Annotated in this window: 17 protein-coding genes; 10 read left to right on the plus strand and 7 right to left on the minus strand. The window is 48.2% G+C overall.

Annotated elements, in window-relative coordinates; genetic code table 11:
- Positions 1-58: 58 nt before the first annotated feature.
- Both ACO05E_RS10880 and ACO05E_RS10885 read right to left on the minus strand, forming a co-directional pair.
- Complete coding sequence (locus ACO05E_RS10880) at positions 59-1564, minus strand: alkaline phosphatase (RefSeq protein WP_419812959.1); 1506 nt, start codon at positions 1562-1564, stop codon at positions 59-61.
- Between the two features lies 1 nt (position 1565).
- On the minus strand, positions 1566-3212 hold the full coding sequence (locus ACO05E_RS10885; protein ID WP_419812960.1) for an alkaline phosphatase: 1647 nt from the start codon (positions 3210-3212) through the stop codon (positions 1566-1568).
- Positions 3213-3334: 122 nt separating this feature from the next.
- Here ACO05E_RS10885 and ACO05E_RS10890 point away from each other — a divergent pair, with 122 nt between their 5' ends.
- From ACO05E_RS10890 to lipB, 3 genes are all read left to right on the plus strand, one after another.
- Entirely contained in the window at positions 3335-4483 is a 1149-nt protein-coding gene (locus ACO05E_RS10890) for a D-alanyl-D-alanine carboxypeptidase family protein (RefSeq protein ID WP_419812961.1), read from the plus strand.
- Between the two features lie 316 nt (positions 4484-4799).
- The gene (locus ACO05E_RS10895) at positions 4800-5072 is read left to right on the plus strand and encodes a YbeD family protein (RefSeq protein WP_419812962.1); all 273 of its coding nucleotides are present in this window, start codon (positions 4800-4802) and stop codon (positions 5070-5072) included.
- Positions 5072-5716, plus strand: coding sequence for a lipoyl(octanoyl) transferase LipB (gene lipB, locus ACO05E_RS10900; protein ID WP_419812963.1), 645 nt, complete (start codon positions 5072-5074; stop codon positions 5714-5716). Before ACO05E_RS10895 ends, lipB begins: the two co-directional genes overlap by 1 nt.
- On the opposite strand, the gene lipA is transcribed toward lipB, so the two are convergent.
- Positions 5703-6761 (minus strand): lipoyl synthase, encoded by a 1059-nt coding sequence (gene lipA, locus ACO05E_RS10905; protein ID WP_419812964.1) that lies wholly within the window; start codon positions 6759-6761, stop codon positions 5703-5705. The genes lipB and lipA overlap by 14 nt on opposite strands.
- 172 nt (positions 6762-6933) lie before the next feature.
- Here lipA and ACO05E_RS10910 point away from each other — a divergent pair, with 172 nt between their 5' ends.
- The gene (locus tag ACO05E_RS10910; RefSeq protein WP_419812965.1) at positions 6934-7377 is read left to right on the plus strand and encodes a GFA family protein; all 444 of its coding nucleotides are present in this window, start codon (positions 6934-6936) and stop codon (positions 7375-7377) included.
- 36 nt (positions 7378-7413) lie between these two features.
- Here the strand turns inward: ACO05E_RS10910 and ACO05E_RS10915 are convergent, their stop codons facing one another.
- Both ACO05E_RS10915 and ACO05E_RS10920 read right to left on the minus strand, forming a co-directional pair.
- The gene (locus ACO05E_RS10915; protein WP_419812966.1) at positions 7414-8115 is read right to left on the minus strand and encodes a hypothetical protein; all 702 of its coding nucleotides are present in this window, start codon (positions 8113-8115) and stop codon (positions 7414-7416) included.
- Positions 8116-8314: 199 nt separating this feature from the next.
- Positions 8315-9952 carry a hypothetical protein gene (locus ACO05E_RS10920; protein ID WP_419812967.1) on the minus strand — a complete coding sequence of 546 codons (1638 nt, stop codon included), beginning with the start codon at positions 9950-9952 and terminating at the stop codon, positions 8315-8317.
- A gap of 177 nt (positions 9953-10129) precedes the next feature.
- Here ACO05E_RS10920 and ACO05E_RS10925 point away from each other — a divergent pair, with 177 nt between their 5' ends.
- Genes ACO05E_RS10925 through ACO05E_RS10940 form a run of 4 tightly spaced genes read left to right on the plus strand, consistent with a single transcriptional unit; the run spans position 10130 to position 13265 of the window.
- Entirely contained in the window at positions 10130-10786 is a 657-nt protein-coding gene (locus ACO05E_RS10925) for an RNA polymerase sigma factor (protein WP_419812968.1), read from the plus strand.
- Positions 10764-11330 carry a hypothetical protein gene (locus tag ACO05E_RS10930; protein WP_419812969.1) on the plus strand — a complete coding sequence of 189 codons (567 nt, stop codon included), beginning with the start codon at positions 10764-10766 and terminating at the stop codon, positions 11328-11330. The genes ACO05E_RS10925 and ACO05E_RS10930 overlap by 23 nt, the downstream gene beginning before the upstream one ends.
- Positions 11327-12571 (plus strand): S8 family peptidase, encoded by a 1245-nt coding sequence (locus ACO05E_RS10935; RefSeq protein WP_419812970.1) that lies wholly within the window; start codon positions 11327-11329, stop codon positions 12569-12571. Before ACO05E_RS10930 ends, ACO05E_RS10935 begins: the two co-directional genes overlap by 4 nt.
- Positions 12561-13265: a hypothetical protein gene (locus ACO05E_RS10940; protein ID WP_419812971.1), complete on the plus strand. Its 705-nt coding sequence runs from the start codon at positions 12561-12563 to the stop codon at positions 13263-13265. The genes ACO05E_RS10935 and ACO05E_RS10940 overlap by 11 nt, the downstream gene beginning before the upstream one ends.
- 135 nt (positions 13266-13400) lie before the next feature.
- Here ACO05E_RS10940 and ACO05E_RS10945 read toward each other — a convergent pair whose 3' ends face one another.
- Positions 13401-13880, minus strand: a complete 480-nt coding sequence (locus tag ACO05E_RS10945; protein ID WP_419812972.1) for an RDD family protein — start codon at positions 13878-13880, stop codon at positions 13401-13403.
- 511 nt (positions 13881-14391) lie between these two features.
- On the opposite strand from ACO05E_RS10945, the gene ACO05E_RS10950 reads away from it, so the two are divergent.
- Both ACO05E_RS10950 and ACO05E_RS10955 read left to right on the plus strand, forming a co-directional pair.
- On the plus strand, positions 14392-15246 hold the full coding sequence (locus ACO05E_RS10950) for an RHS repeat-associated core domain-containing protein (protein ID WP_419812973.1): 855 nt from the start codon (positions 14392-14394) through the stop codon (positions 15244-15246).
- On the plus strand, positions 15246-15704 hold the full coding sequence (locus ACO05E_RS10955) for an immunity 26/phosphotriesterase HocA family protein (protein WP_419812974.1): 459 nt from the start codon (positions 15246-15248) through the stop codon (positions 15702-15704). The genes ACO05E_RS10950 and ACO05E_RS10955 overlap by 1 nt, the downstream gene beginning before the upstream one ends.
- A gap of 386 nt (positions 15705-16090) precedes the next feature.
- Here the strand turns inward: ACO05E_RS10955 and ACO05E_RS10960 are convergent, their stop codons facing one another.
- The gene (locus tag ACO05E_RS10960; protein ID WP_419812975.1) at positions 16091-17086 is read right to left on the minus strand and encodes an alpha-amylase family glycosyl hydrolase; all 996 of its coding nucleotides are present in this window, start codon (positions 17084-17086) and stop codon (positions 16091-16093) included.
- Positions 17087-17119: the final 33 nt, after the last annotated feature.

Below are 17119 nucleotides of genomic sequence, written 5' to 3' on the forward strand. Positions count from 1 at the left end.
ATACAAAAGGCCCTGTTGATAACCATCAACGGGGCTTTTTGTTTGGCTGAGCTAAAGATTATTCAGCCAGCAAGGCATGGCGCATTACATGATAAACCCAGTGTTGCTCCATGGTGCCGCCAAACAAATGAGCCCACGGGCCTGCGGCATATAAAGCCACATCTTCTCCGCCGTGGGTTTCACTTTCCAATGGCACCAAGGCTTGTTGTAAATACTCAGGTTGTAGTGCCTGTTGCGGATCAACCGAAGGGCGCTGTAATGCAACAGCACCCGGGCCATTGCGGTAGTTGATTGAGGTGTAATAACCACCGTCAGTCAGCTTGTAAGGTTTGGTTTCCGGTCTGCCCTGATCATCATTACTGAATACTACCCCCAGCATTGGATTACCGCGCGTCGGGTATCCCGCGAGCGTGAGAGTGTGGCTGTGGTCGGCGGTAACAATCAGCAGGGTTTCGCTCAGGTCTATGGTGTTTAACAACCAGTTAACGGTCTGATCCAGCTCTTCGGCTTCCCGTAAGGCTTTATAACCGCTGCCCGCGTGGTGGCCGTGATCAATACGTCCGGCTTCAATCATCAGGGCATAACCCTGTGGCTGATGTTTCAGTCGGGATAACGCCGCTTGTGTCATATCCAGCAGCCCCGGAGTGTGTTTATCGCGCTGATCGACATAGGGTAAATGTGAGTTGGCAAACAGGCCTAACCAATGGCCGTGCGTGAGGTCCGCATCTTGTAATTGCTGTTTGTTGGTCAGCAGGTGATGGTCGGGCAGTGATTGCCATTGGGCGGTCAGATTTTGTTGGTCTGTGCGTTTTCCTGCTGGCTCGCTGGTTGGCAAAAAGTGACGTTGACCACCACCAAAAATCACCTCAAGTCGTTGTTTGCCTTGCTGGTGATTGATCAGTTGCTGGGCGATATCCAGGCAGCCGTTTTTGCGCGCTTCTTCAGGCAGCATATTGTCACTTTCCCAATTGCGTTCCGGAGAATGTGCGTACAAGGCGGCCGGGGTGGCGTGGGTAATGCGGGCGGTGGTGACAATTCCGGTGGCTTTGTTTTGTTGCTCGGCCAGATCAAATACAGTGGCTAACGACTTGCCTTGGCTGGAGCCACAATGACCACGCTCAGCATCCGAACTAACCGATAACATGCCAGCCCGTGTTTTTACACCACTAACCAGTGCGGTCATGGTGCCGGCGGAATCCGGCGTTTGTTGATCCGTATTGTAGGTTTTGATCAGCGCCGAATAGGGCAGGGTTTCAAAACTCAGCGTGTATTCTTCACCCAATAAGCCTTGTTGCTGTCCGGCAAAAATCCGTGCTGCGGTATGAGTGGTGATACCCATGCCGTCACCCACAATCAGAATCAGGTTTTTGGCAGTTTGGGTGTTGGCGACTGGTGCTGCATTCTGGGCGAGTTGTTTACCTTGGTTAAACCACTGCGCTGAGCTGGTGGTGTCTTTGACTGCCGGTGCCTGAGTCAGTGGCTTTTGCAGTTCTGAATGGCACGCTGTTAATGTGGTAAGCGCCAGCAGCAATACAACAGACGACTTGCTTTTAAAGTTCCTCATATTAGCGCTCCTGCTGCTTGCTTAAGGCCGGGTGTAAGGCACGACGAATACGGTGGTAAATTTCATGCTGATCGATCAGGCCATGAAAGAATTGCGCCCCCGGCCCTTTGGCATGTAATGCCACATCATCAGAACTGTGGGTTTCGTAATAACTGCCAGCCAGTGCGGCTTGATAAAAGTCAGCCTCTTCCGGGTTAGCCGGAACCTCTTTCGCATCATTCCACAACACCCGCCCTGGCTGGCGTTGAGTGTGATCGTGCTTGCTCTTGTGGGTGTGGTCATCGTCATGCAGCGGATGAGCACCAAAACCATTGGCATAACCTAGGGTGGTGTAAGGGTGATTATCCAGTGCCAGTGTCTGGCCGTTATTGTCGACAAACCCAAGAATCGCGTTGCCCCGCTGTGGATAACCAGCCATCGACAGGGTATGGCTGTGATCGGCTGTTACAATAATCAGACTCTTATCATCGCTTAACTGGTCGGCGGTTTTAACCGCCTTCGCCATCGCAACGGTTTCATCCAGAGCGCGATATGCATTACCTAAGTGGTGAGCGTGATCAATCCGGGCTCCTTCAACAATTAACACATAGCCTGTTAAATCCTGTTGTTGCACCCGTTGGGCCAGATAATTCACCGCAGTTTGTGTCATCTGCTCCAGGGTTGGCTGCTGAGATTCATTGCCCTTCTTCTGGGAATCGTATTGATAAGGCAGGTGACTGTTGGCAAATAAACCAAGCACCGGGCCGGTTTGCTGGCTCGACTGTGAAAACTGTGCCAATTGCTGACGGTTTTCCAGATAGTGGCCATTGGGAAACCGCTGCTGCCATTGTTGAATCAGATCGGTGTCGTAACGTTTGCCGCCGGATTTCAGAAAGTCTGGCAGGGCATAAAACGGCACCGACAAATATTGGGTGAATAACCGGGTGTACCAGCTGGCTTTGGTGAAATTAGCTTTGCCACCGCCCAGCACGATATCCACTCCTCTCTCTTTATCGTAAGCCTTGTTGATCAGCTGCCAGGCGATGTCTTTACAGCCATGTTGTTGTGCTTCAGCCGTTAAGTCGCTATCAGCTTCCCAGTCACGTTCGGGGGAATGAGCATAGGCGGCAGCCGGGGTTGCATGGGTAATACGCGCGCTGGTGACAATGCCGGTGGCATAGCCTTGCTGGCTGGCCCACTGCAACAGGGTTTGCTGATGATATTGCCGTGAGCCTGCACAAATGGCCCGATCTTGTTCCGGGCCAACGGCAATCAGGCCTGCCCGGGTTTTAACCCCGGTAGTGATAGCACTCATGGTGCCGGCGGAGTCGGCGGTTTGCTGATTGGTGTTGTAGGTTTTGACCAGCGATGAGTAGGGGAAATTTTCAAAGTAGAGCTGATTTTCTTCACCACTTTCGCCACGCTGCTGGCCTTCAAAAATTCGGGCCGCGGTTAGTGTGGTCACACTCATACCATCGCCCAGAAACAGAATCAGATTACGTGCCGCTTGCGGGCTCTGTTTTTGGAGATGTTGCTGGTTTTGTTGATGGCGTTGATCGAGCCGTTGCTTCAGCCATTGCTGGCCCTGTTCAAAGTCCGCTTGGGTACTGTATCCAGAGAGTGGCAATAAGCACAAAATACTCAGAAATGTGCCGCGTAAGGCATTCATATGCAAAGTCCTGTAAACACAATTGCGGTGAGTCTATATCTAACTGCAAAAGAAGTTGAGCGTGTTACAATGCCGGGCATTGTTTCAACCGTTTTATTTTAATTATTTACTTCAAGAATATTATGTCGATTTTCAGCAAAATTACTTTGTGTTTATCGTTAGCATTAGCCTCTGTTGCTCACGCTGCCGTGATTGTTCCTTCTGCACCGCAACTGGATGCAACCGCTTATGTACTGATGGATGCCGATAGCGGCAAAATTCTGGTGGAAAAAAATGCCGACCAGAAACTCCCTCCGGCCAGTTTAACCAAGATGATGACCAGCTATGTGGCCGCCCATGAACTGGAGCTGGGCAATGTGGCAGAAGATGTACTGGTGCCGATCAGCGTCAAAGCCTGGCGCAAAAAAGGCTCGCGTATGTTTGTGCGTGAAGGCACTCAGGTATCGCTGATTGATTTATTACGTGGCATTATTATTCAGTCGGGTAACGATGCATCAGTCGCCGTTGCGGAATACTTTTCTGGTTCGGAAGACGCTTACGCCGATTGGATGAATCAGTATGCCGAGCGCTTTGGCATGGTGAACACTCAGTTTAAAAATGCCACGGGCTGGCCAGCCGAAGGGCACTTCTCATCAGCACGCGATATGGCGCTGCTGTCGTTGCGCATCATCAAAGATCACCCAACCTATTACCCGCTGTACGCTGAGAAATATTACGAGTACAACAGTATTCGCCAGCCTAACCGCAACAAACTGTTGTGGCGTGACCCAACAGTTGATGGTTTAAAAACCGGCCACACTGATGAAGCCGGTTACTGTTTAGCCGCATCAGCGCTGAAAGATGGCACTCGTTTTATTGCCGTGGTGATGGGTACGCGCAGTGAAGAAGCCCGGGCCCGTGAAACACAAAAATTATTAGCCTATGGCTTCCGTTATTTTGAAACCCACAAGTTGTACAGTGCCGAACAACAGCTGCAAACGCAGAAAATCTGGCTGGGTGAGCAGGATGAAGTCAAACTGGGCGTTGCTGACGAGTTGTTCCTGACCTTGCCACGTGGTGCCAAAGGTGAACTGCAGGTGGATATGTTAACCGACGAGTTTATTGAAGCGCCGATTAAAAAAGGTCAAACGGTTGGTTCACTGACCATTACCATGGGCGATGAAACTCAGGCTGAATTGCCACTGGTAGCACTGGAAGATATTGAGGAAGCAGGTTTCTTTGGCAGCCTGATTGGCAAAATTAAATTGTTCTTTGCTAAATTATTTGCCTGACTGTTCCCCATGACCTGTTAACAGGCCCTGTAAACCATAGAAAATGGCTGCTTTCTGGCAGCCATTTTTGTATCTGAGTTATCACAACCCGACTCCGGATTATTGTTTCACAGCAGCGACAGGATGTCGCGCAAGCGCGGAATAGCCATGGATGGCGCTTCGGCGCGGCGGCTGAAATAATATCCGGGGTCAGGTTGGCTAAGGCCTGATAGCCTTGAAATTGATCTAAGCTAAAACCATATAAGCCAGATGCTTAACCGGGCCATCTATTTTTTCACCCGGTTGAATACCACTGGCAAACCAAGAGAGGCGCGTTGTGAGTCAGCCAGAAGCTCCTAAAATTGAATTCCCTTGTCCGAACTATCCAATCAAAGTGGTGGGTAAAGGCAAAGAGGATTATGACCGTGTGATTTTCGATATTATCGAAAGTCATGCCCCCGGCTGTGACTTTGCCCGGATTACCGCCCGCGATAGCAAAAATGGCCGCTTCCGGGCAGTGACGGTTTATATTACCGCTACCGGCATTGACCAGTTGCAGAAGATTCATACCGACCTCAGTGCCCACGATTACGTGCATATGGTGATCTGATGAACTCGGTTGTTATCCGCCATTTTAGCGGCTTGCAGGACTATCAGCCAACCTACCAGCGTATGGTGGATTTTACTGAGTCACGAGATGCTGACAGTGTCGATGAATTGTGGTTTCTGCAGCATGAGCGGGTTTTTACCCAAGGGCAGGCGGGTAAAGCAGAACACGTATTGATGCCGGGTGATATTCCGGTGATTCAGAGCAACCGTGGCGGACAGGTCACTTATCACGGCCCGGGCCAGTTGATGGTGTACCTGATGATTGATATTCAGCGTAAAGGGCTGGGGCCACGTCAGCTGGTCTCTCATATTGAAGAGGCGCTGGTGGCGACGTTAAAGACGTTTGGCATTGACTCAGCGCCGCGTGCAGATGCACCCGGGGTCTACACCAAGGGCCGCAAAATTGCCTCATTGGGGCTGAGAATCAAACAAGGCCGTTCGTTTCATGGCCTGGCGCTGAATATTGATCTGAATCTGGAGCCATTTCAGCGGATTAACCCGTGTGGCTATTCGGATATCCAAATGACGCGAATTGCCGATGAGCTGGACGACGCACCGGCTTTTGATGTGGTGATGGCGGAGCTACAACAGCAGCTCGTCACTACTTTTGGCTATGACAGCAGTCAGTTGATTAAACCGCTTTAATCGGGATCAGCGCCTCGGCAGCAGGCGCGCCCGGTACGGAAGGCAGCTCAATGCCAAGGTTATTTTTCTCAAACACCTGATCGGCACGGTAACTGGAACGCACCATTGGGCCAGAAGCCACTTCCATAAAGCCTTTCTCTAAGCCGACATCCCGAAAGTGATTAAACTGTTCTGGCGTCACGTAACGATCCACCGGCAGGTGGTTTTTGGTTGGTCGTAAATACTGGCCCAACGTCAGGATATCCACACCAATGGCGCGTAATTCATCCATGGTCTGATAAATCTCGTCATCGGTTTCACCAATGCCAACCATCAAACTGGTTTTTACCAGTACATTCGGGTTATGACGCTTGGCAAAGGCCAACACGTCTAATGTTTGTTGATAACCCGCCCGTGGATCACGCACCACATGGGTTAAGCGTTCAACCGTTTCCACATTTTGGGCAAACACGTCCAGGCCGGAATCCACCACCAGAGCAACGTGCTCTTCAACGCCATTAAAATCTGGTGTTAAGGCTTCTACTTTTACCTCTGGAGTGCGTGTCTTAATGGAACTGATGCAGGCGGCATAATGGGCGGCGCCGCCGTCGTCTAAATCGTCACGATCAACTGAGGTTAATACGATATAACGCAGGCCCATCAGCTCAACCGACTCGGCGGTATTGGCGGGTTCATCATGATCCAGCCAGCCTTTGGGATTGCCGGTGTCGACCGCACAAAAGCGGCAAGCGCGGGTACATACCGAGCCCATCACCATAATGGTGGCGGTGCCATTGGCCCAGCATTCGCCCATATTCGGACAGTGAGATTCTTCACAAACGGTGCTGAGCTTATGACTGCGAACATTGGCTTTAACGGCTTCAAAGCGCTGGCCGCCGGGAATTTTGGCCCGTAACCACTTGGGTTTACGGCCTATTGGTGCTTTTTCAGCGTTACCGGATGTCGCTTTAATACCGTCTTTAATGGCATTAAAGCCATGTTCACTAACAAACTTTTCACCACTGCGGGTGTTTTTCGGTGTGCCCGAACCGGACTCGTGACTCATGAAATTCCTCTGACTGGGCAGCTGGCCCAAAGAAACGAACAGCAAAGCAAAATCATAGCATAACCGGGCACGAATAGTTTTTGCCTTTGGGTAGAATGTTGACTGGAACCCAGCAACAAAAACGATTATTTTATCAGTAAGTCGATAACAATAATGAATCAGAGAGGCGCTTGTGTCCGAAGCTACCCAGCTTAGCCGCTGCTCTTGCGGTAAATGTGAAGTCAGAATTGAACAACCACCGCTCGCGCGGTTTCATTGCCACTGCTCAATCTGCCGTAAGCTGTATCAGAGTGATTATGCCGATGTTGTAGCGGTGTCAGCGTCTGCCATTGATATTTCAGCCGATGCCGATATTCATTACGACAAATACCGTTCTTTTCCGGCGGTACGGCGCGGTACCTGTAAGCACTGTAATGAGCCGGTGATTGGCACGTTAATGGGGCTGTTGGCGTTTGTTCCGGGGCGCAACTATCTGGATCAGAAGGCGCTGCCAGCACCTCAGGGGCGTATTTTTGCCGACCAGCCAGCCCATGATGATATGCCTACGGCTTGCAGTTACTGGCAGAGTCAGGTGTTAGTGTCGCGTTTGATTATGGCGGGGATGTTCAGAGCCTGACGGCCCTGAAAATCCTTCACGCAAAGGCCTGGCGAATTATTCTTCCGGGCGCACGCTCAGTGAGCTGGCAACGGTCGCCAGTGCATAAGCATCCATATCCGCGCCATCGGATTGCAGTGTGATACGGCCATTCACCTGAATGGCTGCTACGGTTTTACCGTCTTTACGGATGTAATAGCCTAATGGCTGATCCGACGGAATAAAGCTGCCATCGATATCGTGGATGGATTCAACCTCATAGCGGTTACCACCCAGTCTTAGCGAACCTGCCACTTTGCCGGTAGGACCAAAATCAATCAGTCCGGCACTTTTCTTCAGAGAGAATTTACCCAGCTGGCGGTTATTGGTGGTGGTGATTGTGCACTCGTACGGTGAGTCGCCACCAAAGGATAAGCCACCAAAGTTAACGCTGGAGTTTTCTCCGGCACACTGTAATAACCAACGCTTCTGGGTTTGGTTGTTGATAACTTCAGCAACCATGGAACCTTCGTTATTGCTGATAAAGTCTCCGAAGTAAGAGGAACCTGACGCTTCGCGATCGTACTTGCCCTGATACAGGCCTGCCAGATCAAAGGTTCCGTCCATGCCCAGTCCCCAGAACTCACCGTCGGTGGTTAACGCTTGAGCTGGCTGATTTGCCAGATTGTCGGGGACTTTAATGCTGGCCAGTTTGGCTGAGCAGGCGGTCAGAGATAATAAAACGATGGGCACACAATATTTAATGTGAGAAAGCTTCATTCGAATATCCTTCAAAATAATTTCACTGCCGTTTTAAGCAGCATTCCTGCTGTAGTGTAGAAGCTATTCTCTAAGCGTAAAGAACTGCTTTTGTTGATAGTTTACCGTGCAATAAAAAATTCATTAGTAACTTAAATATCAAAAAAACCGTACGACAGTGATGTCGTACGGTTTGTATCAATGCAGAATTACCAGTGATTTATGGCTGCGGCTGCATTACCACAAAACCATCGGCTGCATCGGTAGCCACTGTCCAGCCATCAAACTGCTGATTAGAAACCGCACCGCCACGTACTGCACCAATGTGGGTTAAGTCATAACCACCGGTGTTGGTTGCTACGTCCTGGTTAAAGCCATCAACACCGTCATCGCTAACAATAAAGGCAGAGTTGGTATCACCGGCGTCAACGCTACCGTCACGGTTGGTATCACCATCCAGGAAGGCATTTAATGCGCTGCTGCTGGCAACCAGACCATTGCTGATGCCACGAATATTGTTCAGGTACCAGCTGGCGGTAAAGTTACTGCTGCGGTCAGCTAACTCACCGGTAAACTGAATACCACCGGCATTGCTGGCAAACGCGGTATCGGCAATGGCTAACTCACCGCCAGCACCGTTGTAATACACCACGCCATTACCATTGCTGTTGTTACTGGCAACACTGGCAGCAGGCAATGCGGTTGCACCAGTACGGTTAACAATAAAGGTTCCATTCGGACCGGCTTCGTTGGCGCAGTGAATGCCATCCAGGTAGTTCGGGCCCGGTACACCGGTATCAATCTGGCTTAAATCGGCCGTTGGTTCTAATTCGATACAACCATTTCGGAAGTTGGCAATTAAGATATTACCCATACGTACCTGATTGGAGTTATCGGCAAACAAAATACCGAATTCACGAGCGCTGTCATCACCGGCGGCTGATTCGCTGCTGTTATCGCGGCCAACCAGCGTGGCATTCACGATACGTGGGTTAGACGTGCCGGAATCGGTACGGCTGGCATAAATACCGGAGCGACCGCTTGAACCATCCACATCACGGTTATGAATCACCATCAGGTCTTTAATCAGACCGTTGTAATCGCGGTACCAGATACCGTCACGCTTAGCGCCGGTTGCCAGAATCCAGGACATACGTGCTTCACTGTTCACAATATGGAAAGCATCACGAGCGGAGTTATGCGATTGCACAAACGACAGCACTGTGTTGTCGTCAACGCCGTTTAATACGATGTTATCGCTGTAGGTAACCTGCTGGCCGTTTAAATCCAGCTGTACTTCAGCACCACCTTCGGCCACAACCACATAGTTCAGACGATTGTTGCCCTGAGCGGCATCGCTACCACGCAGGTACAAGCCGCCCCATTCACCGTAGCCATCAACACCTGTGTCATCAGAAATAAAATAGATCGGGTTAGCACGGCTGCCAACAGCCTGTAATGAAGAGCCCGGGTAAACCAGCAGATAATCGCTGCCACCACCATAAACACGGGTGCCTGCTTCAACAGTTAAGGTCGCATCTGCGCCCTGGCTACCCACCTGTAATCCACCGCTTAAAAACCATGAATAATTTGAGCTCAGTGTTGCGTTTTCGGTTAATACGCCGTCGATATCACAGCGGTTATTGGCGCTATAAACCGGTTGCAGGTTACCCACAGCCGGGCAGCTTGGTGCAGGTTGTACCGGTGGCTGCTGCTGCGTTGGGGTGTCGTTATTATCGTTATCAATCGCGTTATCGGCAGTATCGTTATTACTACTGCTGCTACCACCGCCACAAGCGGTCAGTAACATGGTGGATAAAACCGTCATCGCCAACAGGTTCTTATTAGGGTTATTCATGGGTGCGTCTCCGCTACAAGGTTTGTGTACCCGGTAAGAGGACGGCGATAAAGAATCCGGTTCAAATGATGTGATTAAAATAATCTATCGTTGTAATAGAAAATATCTGGCAAAAAAAATCGGAAAGATTTGAACCCTTTTGCTGTCCAACGGGCTCTTACGGACATGAACGCCATTATGATGAATCAGTCAGACACTTATACAGCACAACAGCCAGTGCCGGATTCTGCCAGCGATCAGCAACAGCGTGACCTGGCCGACCGTATTGATAAGCAGATGCTGCAAGCCATTGCCGAGTCCCGTAGCCGGGTTGCGATGCAGCAGTTTTATCAGCGCTATCAGTCTCGCTTGTTGCCTTTTTTGCAACGTATGACGCCGGACACTGCTTTAACAGAAGAAGTGTATAACGATGTGATGTTGACCGTATGGGATAAAGCGGACTCCTTTAAAGGGGAGTCGCGGGTCTCCAGCTGGGTCTTCTCAATTGCTTATCGCGCCTGTTTAAAACGGTTGAAACGCCATAGTGTGTATCAGAAATTAAAAGATTTTCTGAGCTTTACATCAGAGCAGCAGGAAGAACTGGCGCACAATGAAGCGTCTCAGTTAGAGTCTGGAGATCTGGTGGCCAAAGCGTTAAAAACCTTGCCTGACAAACAGCGTATTGTGGTGGAGCTGGCTTATTTTGAAGGTTACTCCGTGAGCGAAATTGCTGATATCGCCGATTGTCCGGTCAACAGTGTAAAAACCCGTTTATTTCATGCCAGAAAAAAACTGGGGCAGTATTTAACCACGCAGCAGGGGGCTTCCGATTATGCCGACACCATCTCCCTATGACATGATCAGTGATTATCTGAACGGCCATTTAAATGCCGAAGACCAGGCCTGGTTTGAAGCTCAGTTACAGCAAGACAAAGCGTTAAATACTCTGCTGTTGCAAGAGCAGAAAATGCGTCGTGATGTGCCATCGACAGAACCCTTGGTGCAGCCGGACTTTGCCAAATTTGAACAGCAGCTGGATAAACGTGAACGCAGTATCTGGTTAAAACCGGCGCTGCCTGCATTAACTGCCTGTTTTTTGCTGGTGGTGTTTTTATATCCGAACTCTTTACCGCATAAGGAATCAGCTGCGGAATACATTACCCTGTCGCAGCCGCAACAGCACGAGGCGGATACCGTGCGTTTAATTGCGGCTAATCAGGCAGCGCTGGAACAGCTGATTGGTGAATACCAATTGCAGGTGATTAACGATTATCCGGGCACACCTGCTGTGGATGTTAGTGCGACACCTAATGCCCTGACGCTGCTGGATCAGGTTCAGGCAGACCCACGTATTATTCAGGTAAAACATTTACCGCACCAGCAGCAGGCTAACCCATGAGACTGTTGCAGCGATGGCTGGTGCTGGCAGGACTGAGCCTGATGATGAGTGCCTGTAGCAGTATGGCGACCACAGAAAAAGCGGCCATTCCCTCCGATGTACAGCCACTGCTGGTGGTGATTAAAGATTCACGCGGAGAACAAAAGCGTCATGCCATTCCCGGCCCGGGGTATCAGCCAACCATGGCGTACCAGAATGATCCGGCACTGGCGCGCCTGACCGAAAAAATAGCACGTCATTATCAGCTGACGGTATTTCAGCAATGGCCAATTCGCTCATTACGACTGCATTGTTTTTTAATTGCACCACCCCAGGCGGAAACGTTAAAACAATTAGAAAACGATCCGGACGTTTTATGGGTACAACCGTTTAATGAGTACAGCGTACAAAGCAGCAAAAAATACCCGCAGTACGATGAAATAAAACGCTACTTTGATCATTCACATCAGGACGTAACGGATGTGAGTGTGGCCGTAATTGATACCGGACTGGATCGTGAACACCCGGCATTGCAGGGCAGTGAACTGAGTTATTTCGACTTTGTGGGTGAACGCAGCGATATGCCATCACATCAGGAAAAACACGGGCTGGCAGTCACTGGCCTGATGGCGGCACAGCCTGCTAAGCCAACAAATAATCAGTCTGGGGCTGTTGCAGGTTTAGTTACCGGACTGATTTATCAGGCTGATTTTTATCATTTACGTGGCTGCTGGCAGGTGTCGGATGGTGGCGGCCGTTGTAATACCTTAACGCTGGCACTAGCACTGGATAAAGCCGCTGAATTACAGCCGGATATCCTTAACCTCAGTTTAACTGGCCCGGAAGATCGGGTGCTCACCGAATTAAGCCAGCATTTACAGCAACAGGGCACTCTGATTATTTCAGCATATGATGAACACCGCTCAGCGCAGCAGCGGTTTCCCACTCCGGGGAATGGAGTGCTTTATATCTCAGGGGTTTCAACTGACCTGTCGGAATTATCCCGGCAACATCCTAATGTGATTACCGCGCCCAGATCGGCCCTTAGTCTGGCTCCGGATCAGGGCTACGATGTTATCAGCGGTCATTCTATCGCCACGCCACATATCAGTGCCGTGGCGGCGCGTGTTATGAGCCTTCATCCGGAATTAAATCGCAATCAGGTGGTCGAAAAAATACGGCGCTGGTCGGGGAGGTATTTTTCTGAGCAAGAGCCGCCTGATAAAACTTTAACGCATAAAAGGTACAGCGATGAGAAATAGCCATCCTGTCGTTTTATTAATCATTCTTAACGTGTTTTTATCCAGCCAGTCATCAGCCACTGAGCTGGATTTTAGTCGTTTAAGCCTGGGTGCTCAGTGGCAGAAAAACCGCCTGTATTATGGTCAGACCGAAACTCAGAATAATCCCTCTCTGAATCTGTATTCCCGCTACGAACTGTCACGCTACAGCTACATTGGTGCAGATATTAATGAAGCACAAGCCGATGGCCAGCGGCAGCGACATCGCAATATTAATGGCTTTCTGGCAGCGGATTATCCGATTCTGGATGGACGCCTTTATGTCGGCGGCAGCATTAAACAACGCTGGTTTTTAAATGCCGGACAAAACTGGAATTATCACGAATGGGGCGCACAGCTCTGGCACCCATCGGGTGTGGTGTTACGGGCGGAATATGCGCCTGATTTTTACCACCTGAGCACATCGGCACTGTTATTACACACTGGTATCACTCGCGCATTTAACGACCAATGGTACTGGCAGGCACAGGCCAATCGCTTTTCTTCCCCGGAATCGGATAAAGCTTTTTTTTATCAGGCTGGACTAGGATTTAACCATGGCCGTTGGAATATTGAGGCGGGCTTTTACTATGCCCCTAAGCCTGATTTATCCGTGCCAGGGGGGCGAATAGAGCCATCGCAAATATTGTTGCAAACGAGCTGGGCGATTTTTTAGGGAGTGGATTCAAATCATAGTCCAATCTATATTTTAATCTTGATACTTCCATTCTAAACTAATATTTAACCTCTCCTGGGAAAAATAACAGTCTATTAGAGGAGAACTTCCCTTCTGTCTCATATGCCTAGAATTTCAATATTCAGCATGACTCTCTACAACTTTGGTACCTGCTACAAGGTCATGGATACACCTGTGGTCTTTCCGGAAGATAAACAAAATGTTGATGACATTAAGTATGCCGCCAATAAATGGAATATAGGGGAATCCCCATAATACAAGGTAGCGCTTTAATAACAGTTCTTTGATTGTTGGCTTGCTGCCATCCAATTTGATAATTCGAATATTAAGAACGTATTTACCAATGGTTTGAGCGTTGTTTTTCAGATATTTCCAATTAATGGCAAAGTATAAGGTAAAGCTAATGGTGAAATTTGTTAATGTTAAAATAAATGGTGGTTTTTGACCATTTTGAACGTAATCAAAGATTCCTAAAAAGTAGCTTATAGGCCCCATTAGTGTAAACAGTATTATACAGTCTAATATTAATGCCCCGAGCCTTGTACCTCTCCATGCTAATTCCGTTGTTTCTTCTGTTTTCACGACTTCTTCCATAGTTACTTCCGTTTAATTTATAGTTAACATCCAAGGAAAGCTCGTCTAAGCATCAATCTTCCTTATTTTCATTTTGATCCGACCTATACTGCCGAACCTGGCAGACATTTTATACTGCCTTTCTATGATGCTCATTATTTTTGCCTCCCAATCTTGTCATTGATTCGTTAATTTTTAGTACTAAGAATTCGTTTCTGATGAGAGGAACTCAAATGATATTTCATTCTTGTGAATGAGCTTTATAGTTAGTGACTGCTCATAGTCTACTCCTGTACCAACCTGATATCTGGGTAAGAATTATTTGGCTTTTAATATGTAACCAATTGATTTTGTTAGGATTAATTCTTTTCAAAAAAGTGCGCGGACTCATTTTTGGTGCTCAAGTTATAACCTATAGATAAGTTAGCCCAGTACATCGTTGTTCTGAAATTAGCGCCGACTCACTCTCCGCGACCCAGGCGCTAGCCTGCAAGGCCAACAGTTTGCTCTGCATAACGACCATTTAGGGTCGGTGACATTAACCCTGAACGGCGATAATCAGGTACTGCAGCACAGCCACTATCAACCGTATGGTGATGCCGCCAACCTGCAATTATCAGCCCTTCAGCCGTATGGCTTTAGCGGGAAAGAACGTGATGACTCCGGGCTGCTGTATTTTGAAGCACGGTATTACGATCCGCTGAGCGGGCGCTTTATCTCACCAGACCCGCTGTTTGGCGAGCAGATGGATAAGTGCCTGAGCTCGGTGATTGAGTGTAATTTGTATCAGTACACCGGGAATAATCCGGTGAATTATGTTGATCCAACAGGTGAGGCATTTTTCTTATACCCACTTGCTGTTTTTGTGGTAAAAGAATTAGCGGCTGAGGCGGCGAGCCAAGCTACAGGTGGTGCTACAGATTTTCTTTCTGTTCGTCGATTGGGAACTAAAGCTGCAAAGTTTGCTAAAAATAAGCTCAGTGATGGTGTACAGAAAGCAAATAAGGATATAGCTAGAACTAAATCTAAGCCCGAAGTTGATGATGTTACAAACAATGCAAAGACCTATCAGACGTATACCAAGACAAATCCTAAAACAGGAGAAGTCTACACTGGTCGAACTAGTGGTACCGGAACCCCTGAACAAAATATAGCTCGACGTGATGCGAATCATCATATGAATGATAAAGGGTTTGGTCCTGCTGTATTGGATAAGTCTTCAGCAAATCGTCATGCCGTAAGGGGACGAGAGCAACAACTAATTCAAGCAAATGGCGGAGCTAAGTCGATGGGAGGAACATCAGGTAATGCGATTAATGGTGTCTCTCCGCTTAATCCTCGAGGGCCGAAATACCGTCTAGAAGCATTTCGAGAGTTTGATGAATAATGGCAAGAGCAAAGAAAATAAAGCGAAAAGTTGGAGACGTTCTGGTAATCAAATTAGAGGATGGAAGCTTTTCTTTTGGACGAGTTTTGGAAGAGCCTTTAATTGCGTTTTATGATTGTAAGTCGGTTGATAAATTGAGCTTAGAAGAGATAGTTTCTAAGCCAATTATCTTCAAAGTTTGGGTAATGAATAGTGCTGTTGAGTCGGGGCGCTGGGAAGTTTTGGGTAATGAGCCTTTAGATCAAGGGCTTGAGGAGATACCTAAGTTTTTCAAACAAAGCCCATTAAATAAAAAGTTCTCTATTTATTATCAGGGAGTAGAAACTCCTTCAACTAAAGAGGAATGCCAAGAGCTAGAACGTGCGGCTGTTTGGGATCCTGAGCATGTTGAAGACAGGTTGAGAGATCATTATGAAGGTGTTCCCAATCAATGGGTTGAATCTCTTAAAGCACAATAAACTATAAGCCCGCACGATGCGGGCTTTCTTTTATCCGTTAGCCTTTTGTCTTCCTGAATCCCAGCGCCTTCAAAATTCCTTACAAGCAAATTACAAGGACATCCATCTTCAAATTACAAGGACATCCATCTTAACTTTTAATTGGTTAAGTTTTTCTGCCAATCATTGACAAGCCTCAACAGAATTACAAGGATATCCATCTTAACTTTTAATTGGTTAAGTTTTTCTGCCAATCATTGGCAGGCCTCAGCGATACGCTCAATTATGAAATTTCGGGGTGGTTGTTATTGAAGGGATACGATTTTAGTTAAAAATGATGAATATCAGACATGACGAAAAATCGAAGTGCTTCGATTGCTATTGTTTTAACCGTTTACCAGCCAGAATCAGCCAATAGCGGCTTTACATCGGCTTAGCCCGGGCGGTCGTTGATAATTCAGAGTCTCACAGGCCAAACGAAGGCTTTGTTCGCCGCCAGCAAAGGTCTTGAAGCATTGCTCAAAATGTTCAGTCATCGTTAACCATTGAGAATCGTCAATGCCTAAGCGGGCGAGGATGTTTTCTGAGCTTTTTGCAATAGCGCCGCGCTTATCGTGGCGTAAAACTCGTCCAGTCCAGTCAACCAGTTCCAGGTAATCAGTCAATCGCATTTGAATACCCTTGGGTATGTTCTGTCTGGGATTACCAACAAAGGGTAATAAAAAGTCAGCCTGTTGATTCGAATGGTTGGGTTGCTTAACTGTTTGCGCTTTTTCAGCACGACGTTTAACCGACGTGTGATCTGAGGATTCTGGTGTGTTAGCCATTTTGGCTCGCACTGGATTTAAATCGACATAAGCCATACACGCCGCCAACGCGGCCTCGTCTAATAGTGCTTGAGATTTGAAACGACCCTCCCAAAATCGGCCTGTACATTCATCTTCAGCATTCGCTTCGCGTGCAATTGCCTCATTTAAAATCCGCATAAACCAGCTGATGCTGGATAAGCGTGAGCGCCATTCTTCGATATAAATTTGTAAGCGAGCACGTTGGGCGTTATCCAGTGTTTCACCTTTGAGAAAACGCTGAGAAAATAAATTTCCTTTAAACAGGGTATGCCAGCGTTCAACCACTTCAGTGTCTGTCCAACTTTTAGCCTGTTGAGAGTCAATAAACAGCACTACATGGTAATGATTACTCATGATGGCATATGCGGCGATATCAATCGCAAAAACCCGGGGCAAAGAGAGAAGTTTATCTTCTAACCAGTTCCTGCGATGCTCGTAACATTGTCCGGTTGAATGATCAGTACCACATAAAAATGCACGACGAACGCAGCGCGAGATGCAATGATAATATGGCGTTGCTTCGGTTGAGATATGATGGCTTCTGGGCTTAGTCATTATCTCACTCCATGAGTTCGGATCAGCTGAGAG

Source organism: Bacterioplanoides sp. (assembly GCF_965226395.1).
Taxonomy (GTDB): domain Bacteria; phylum Pseudomonadota; class Gammaproteobacteria; order Pseudomonadales; family Oceanobacteraceae; genus Bacterioplanoides.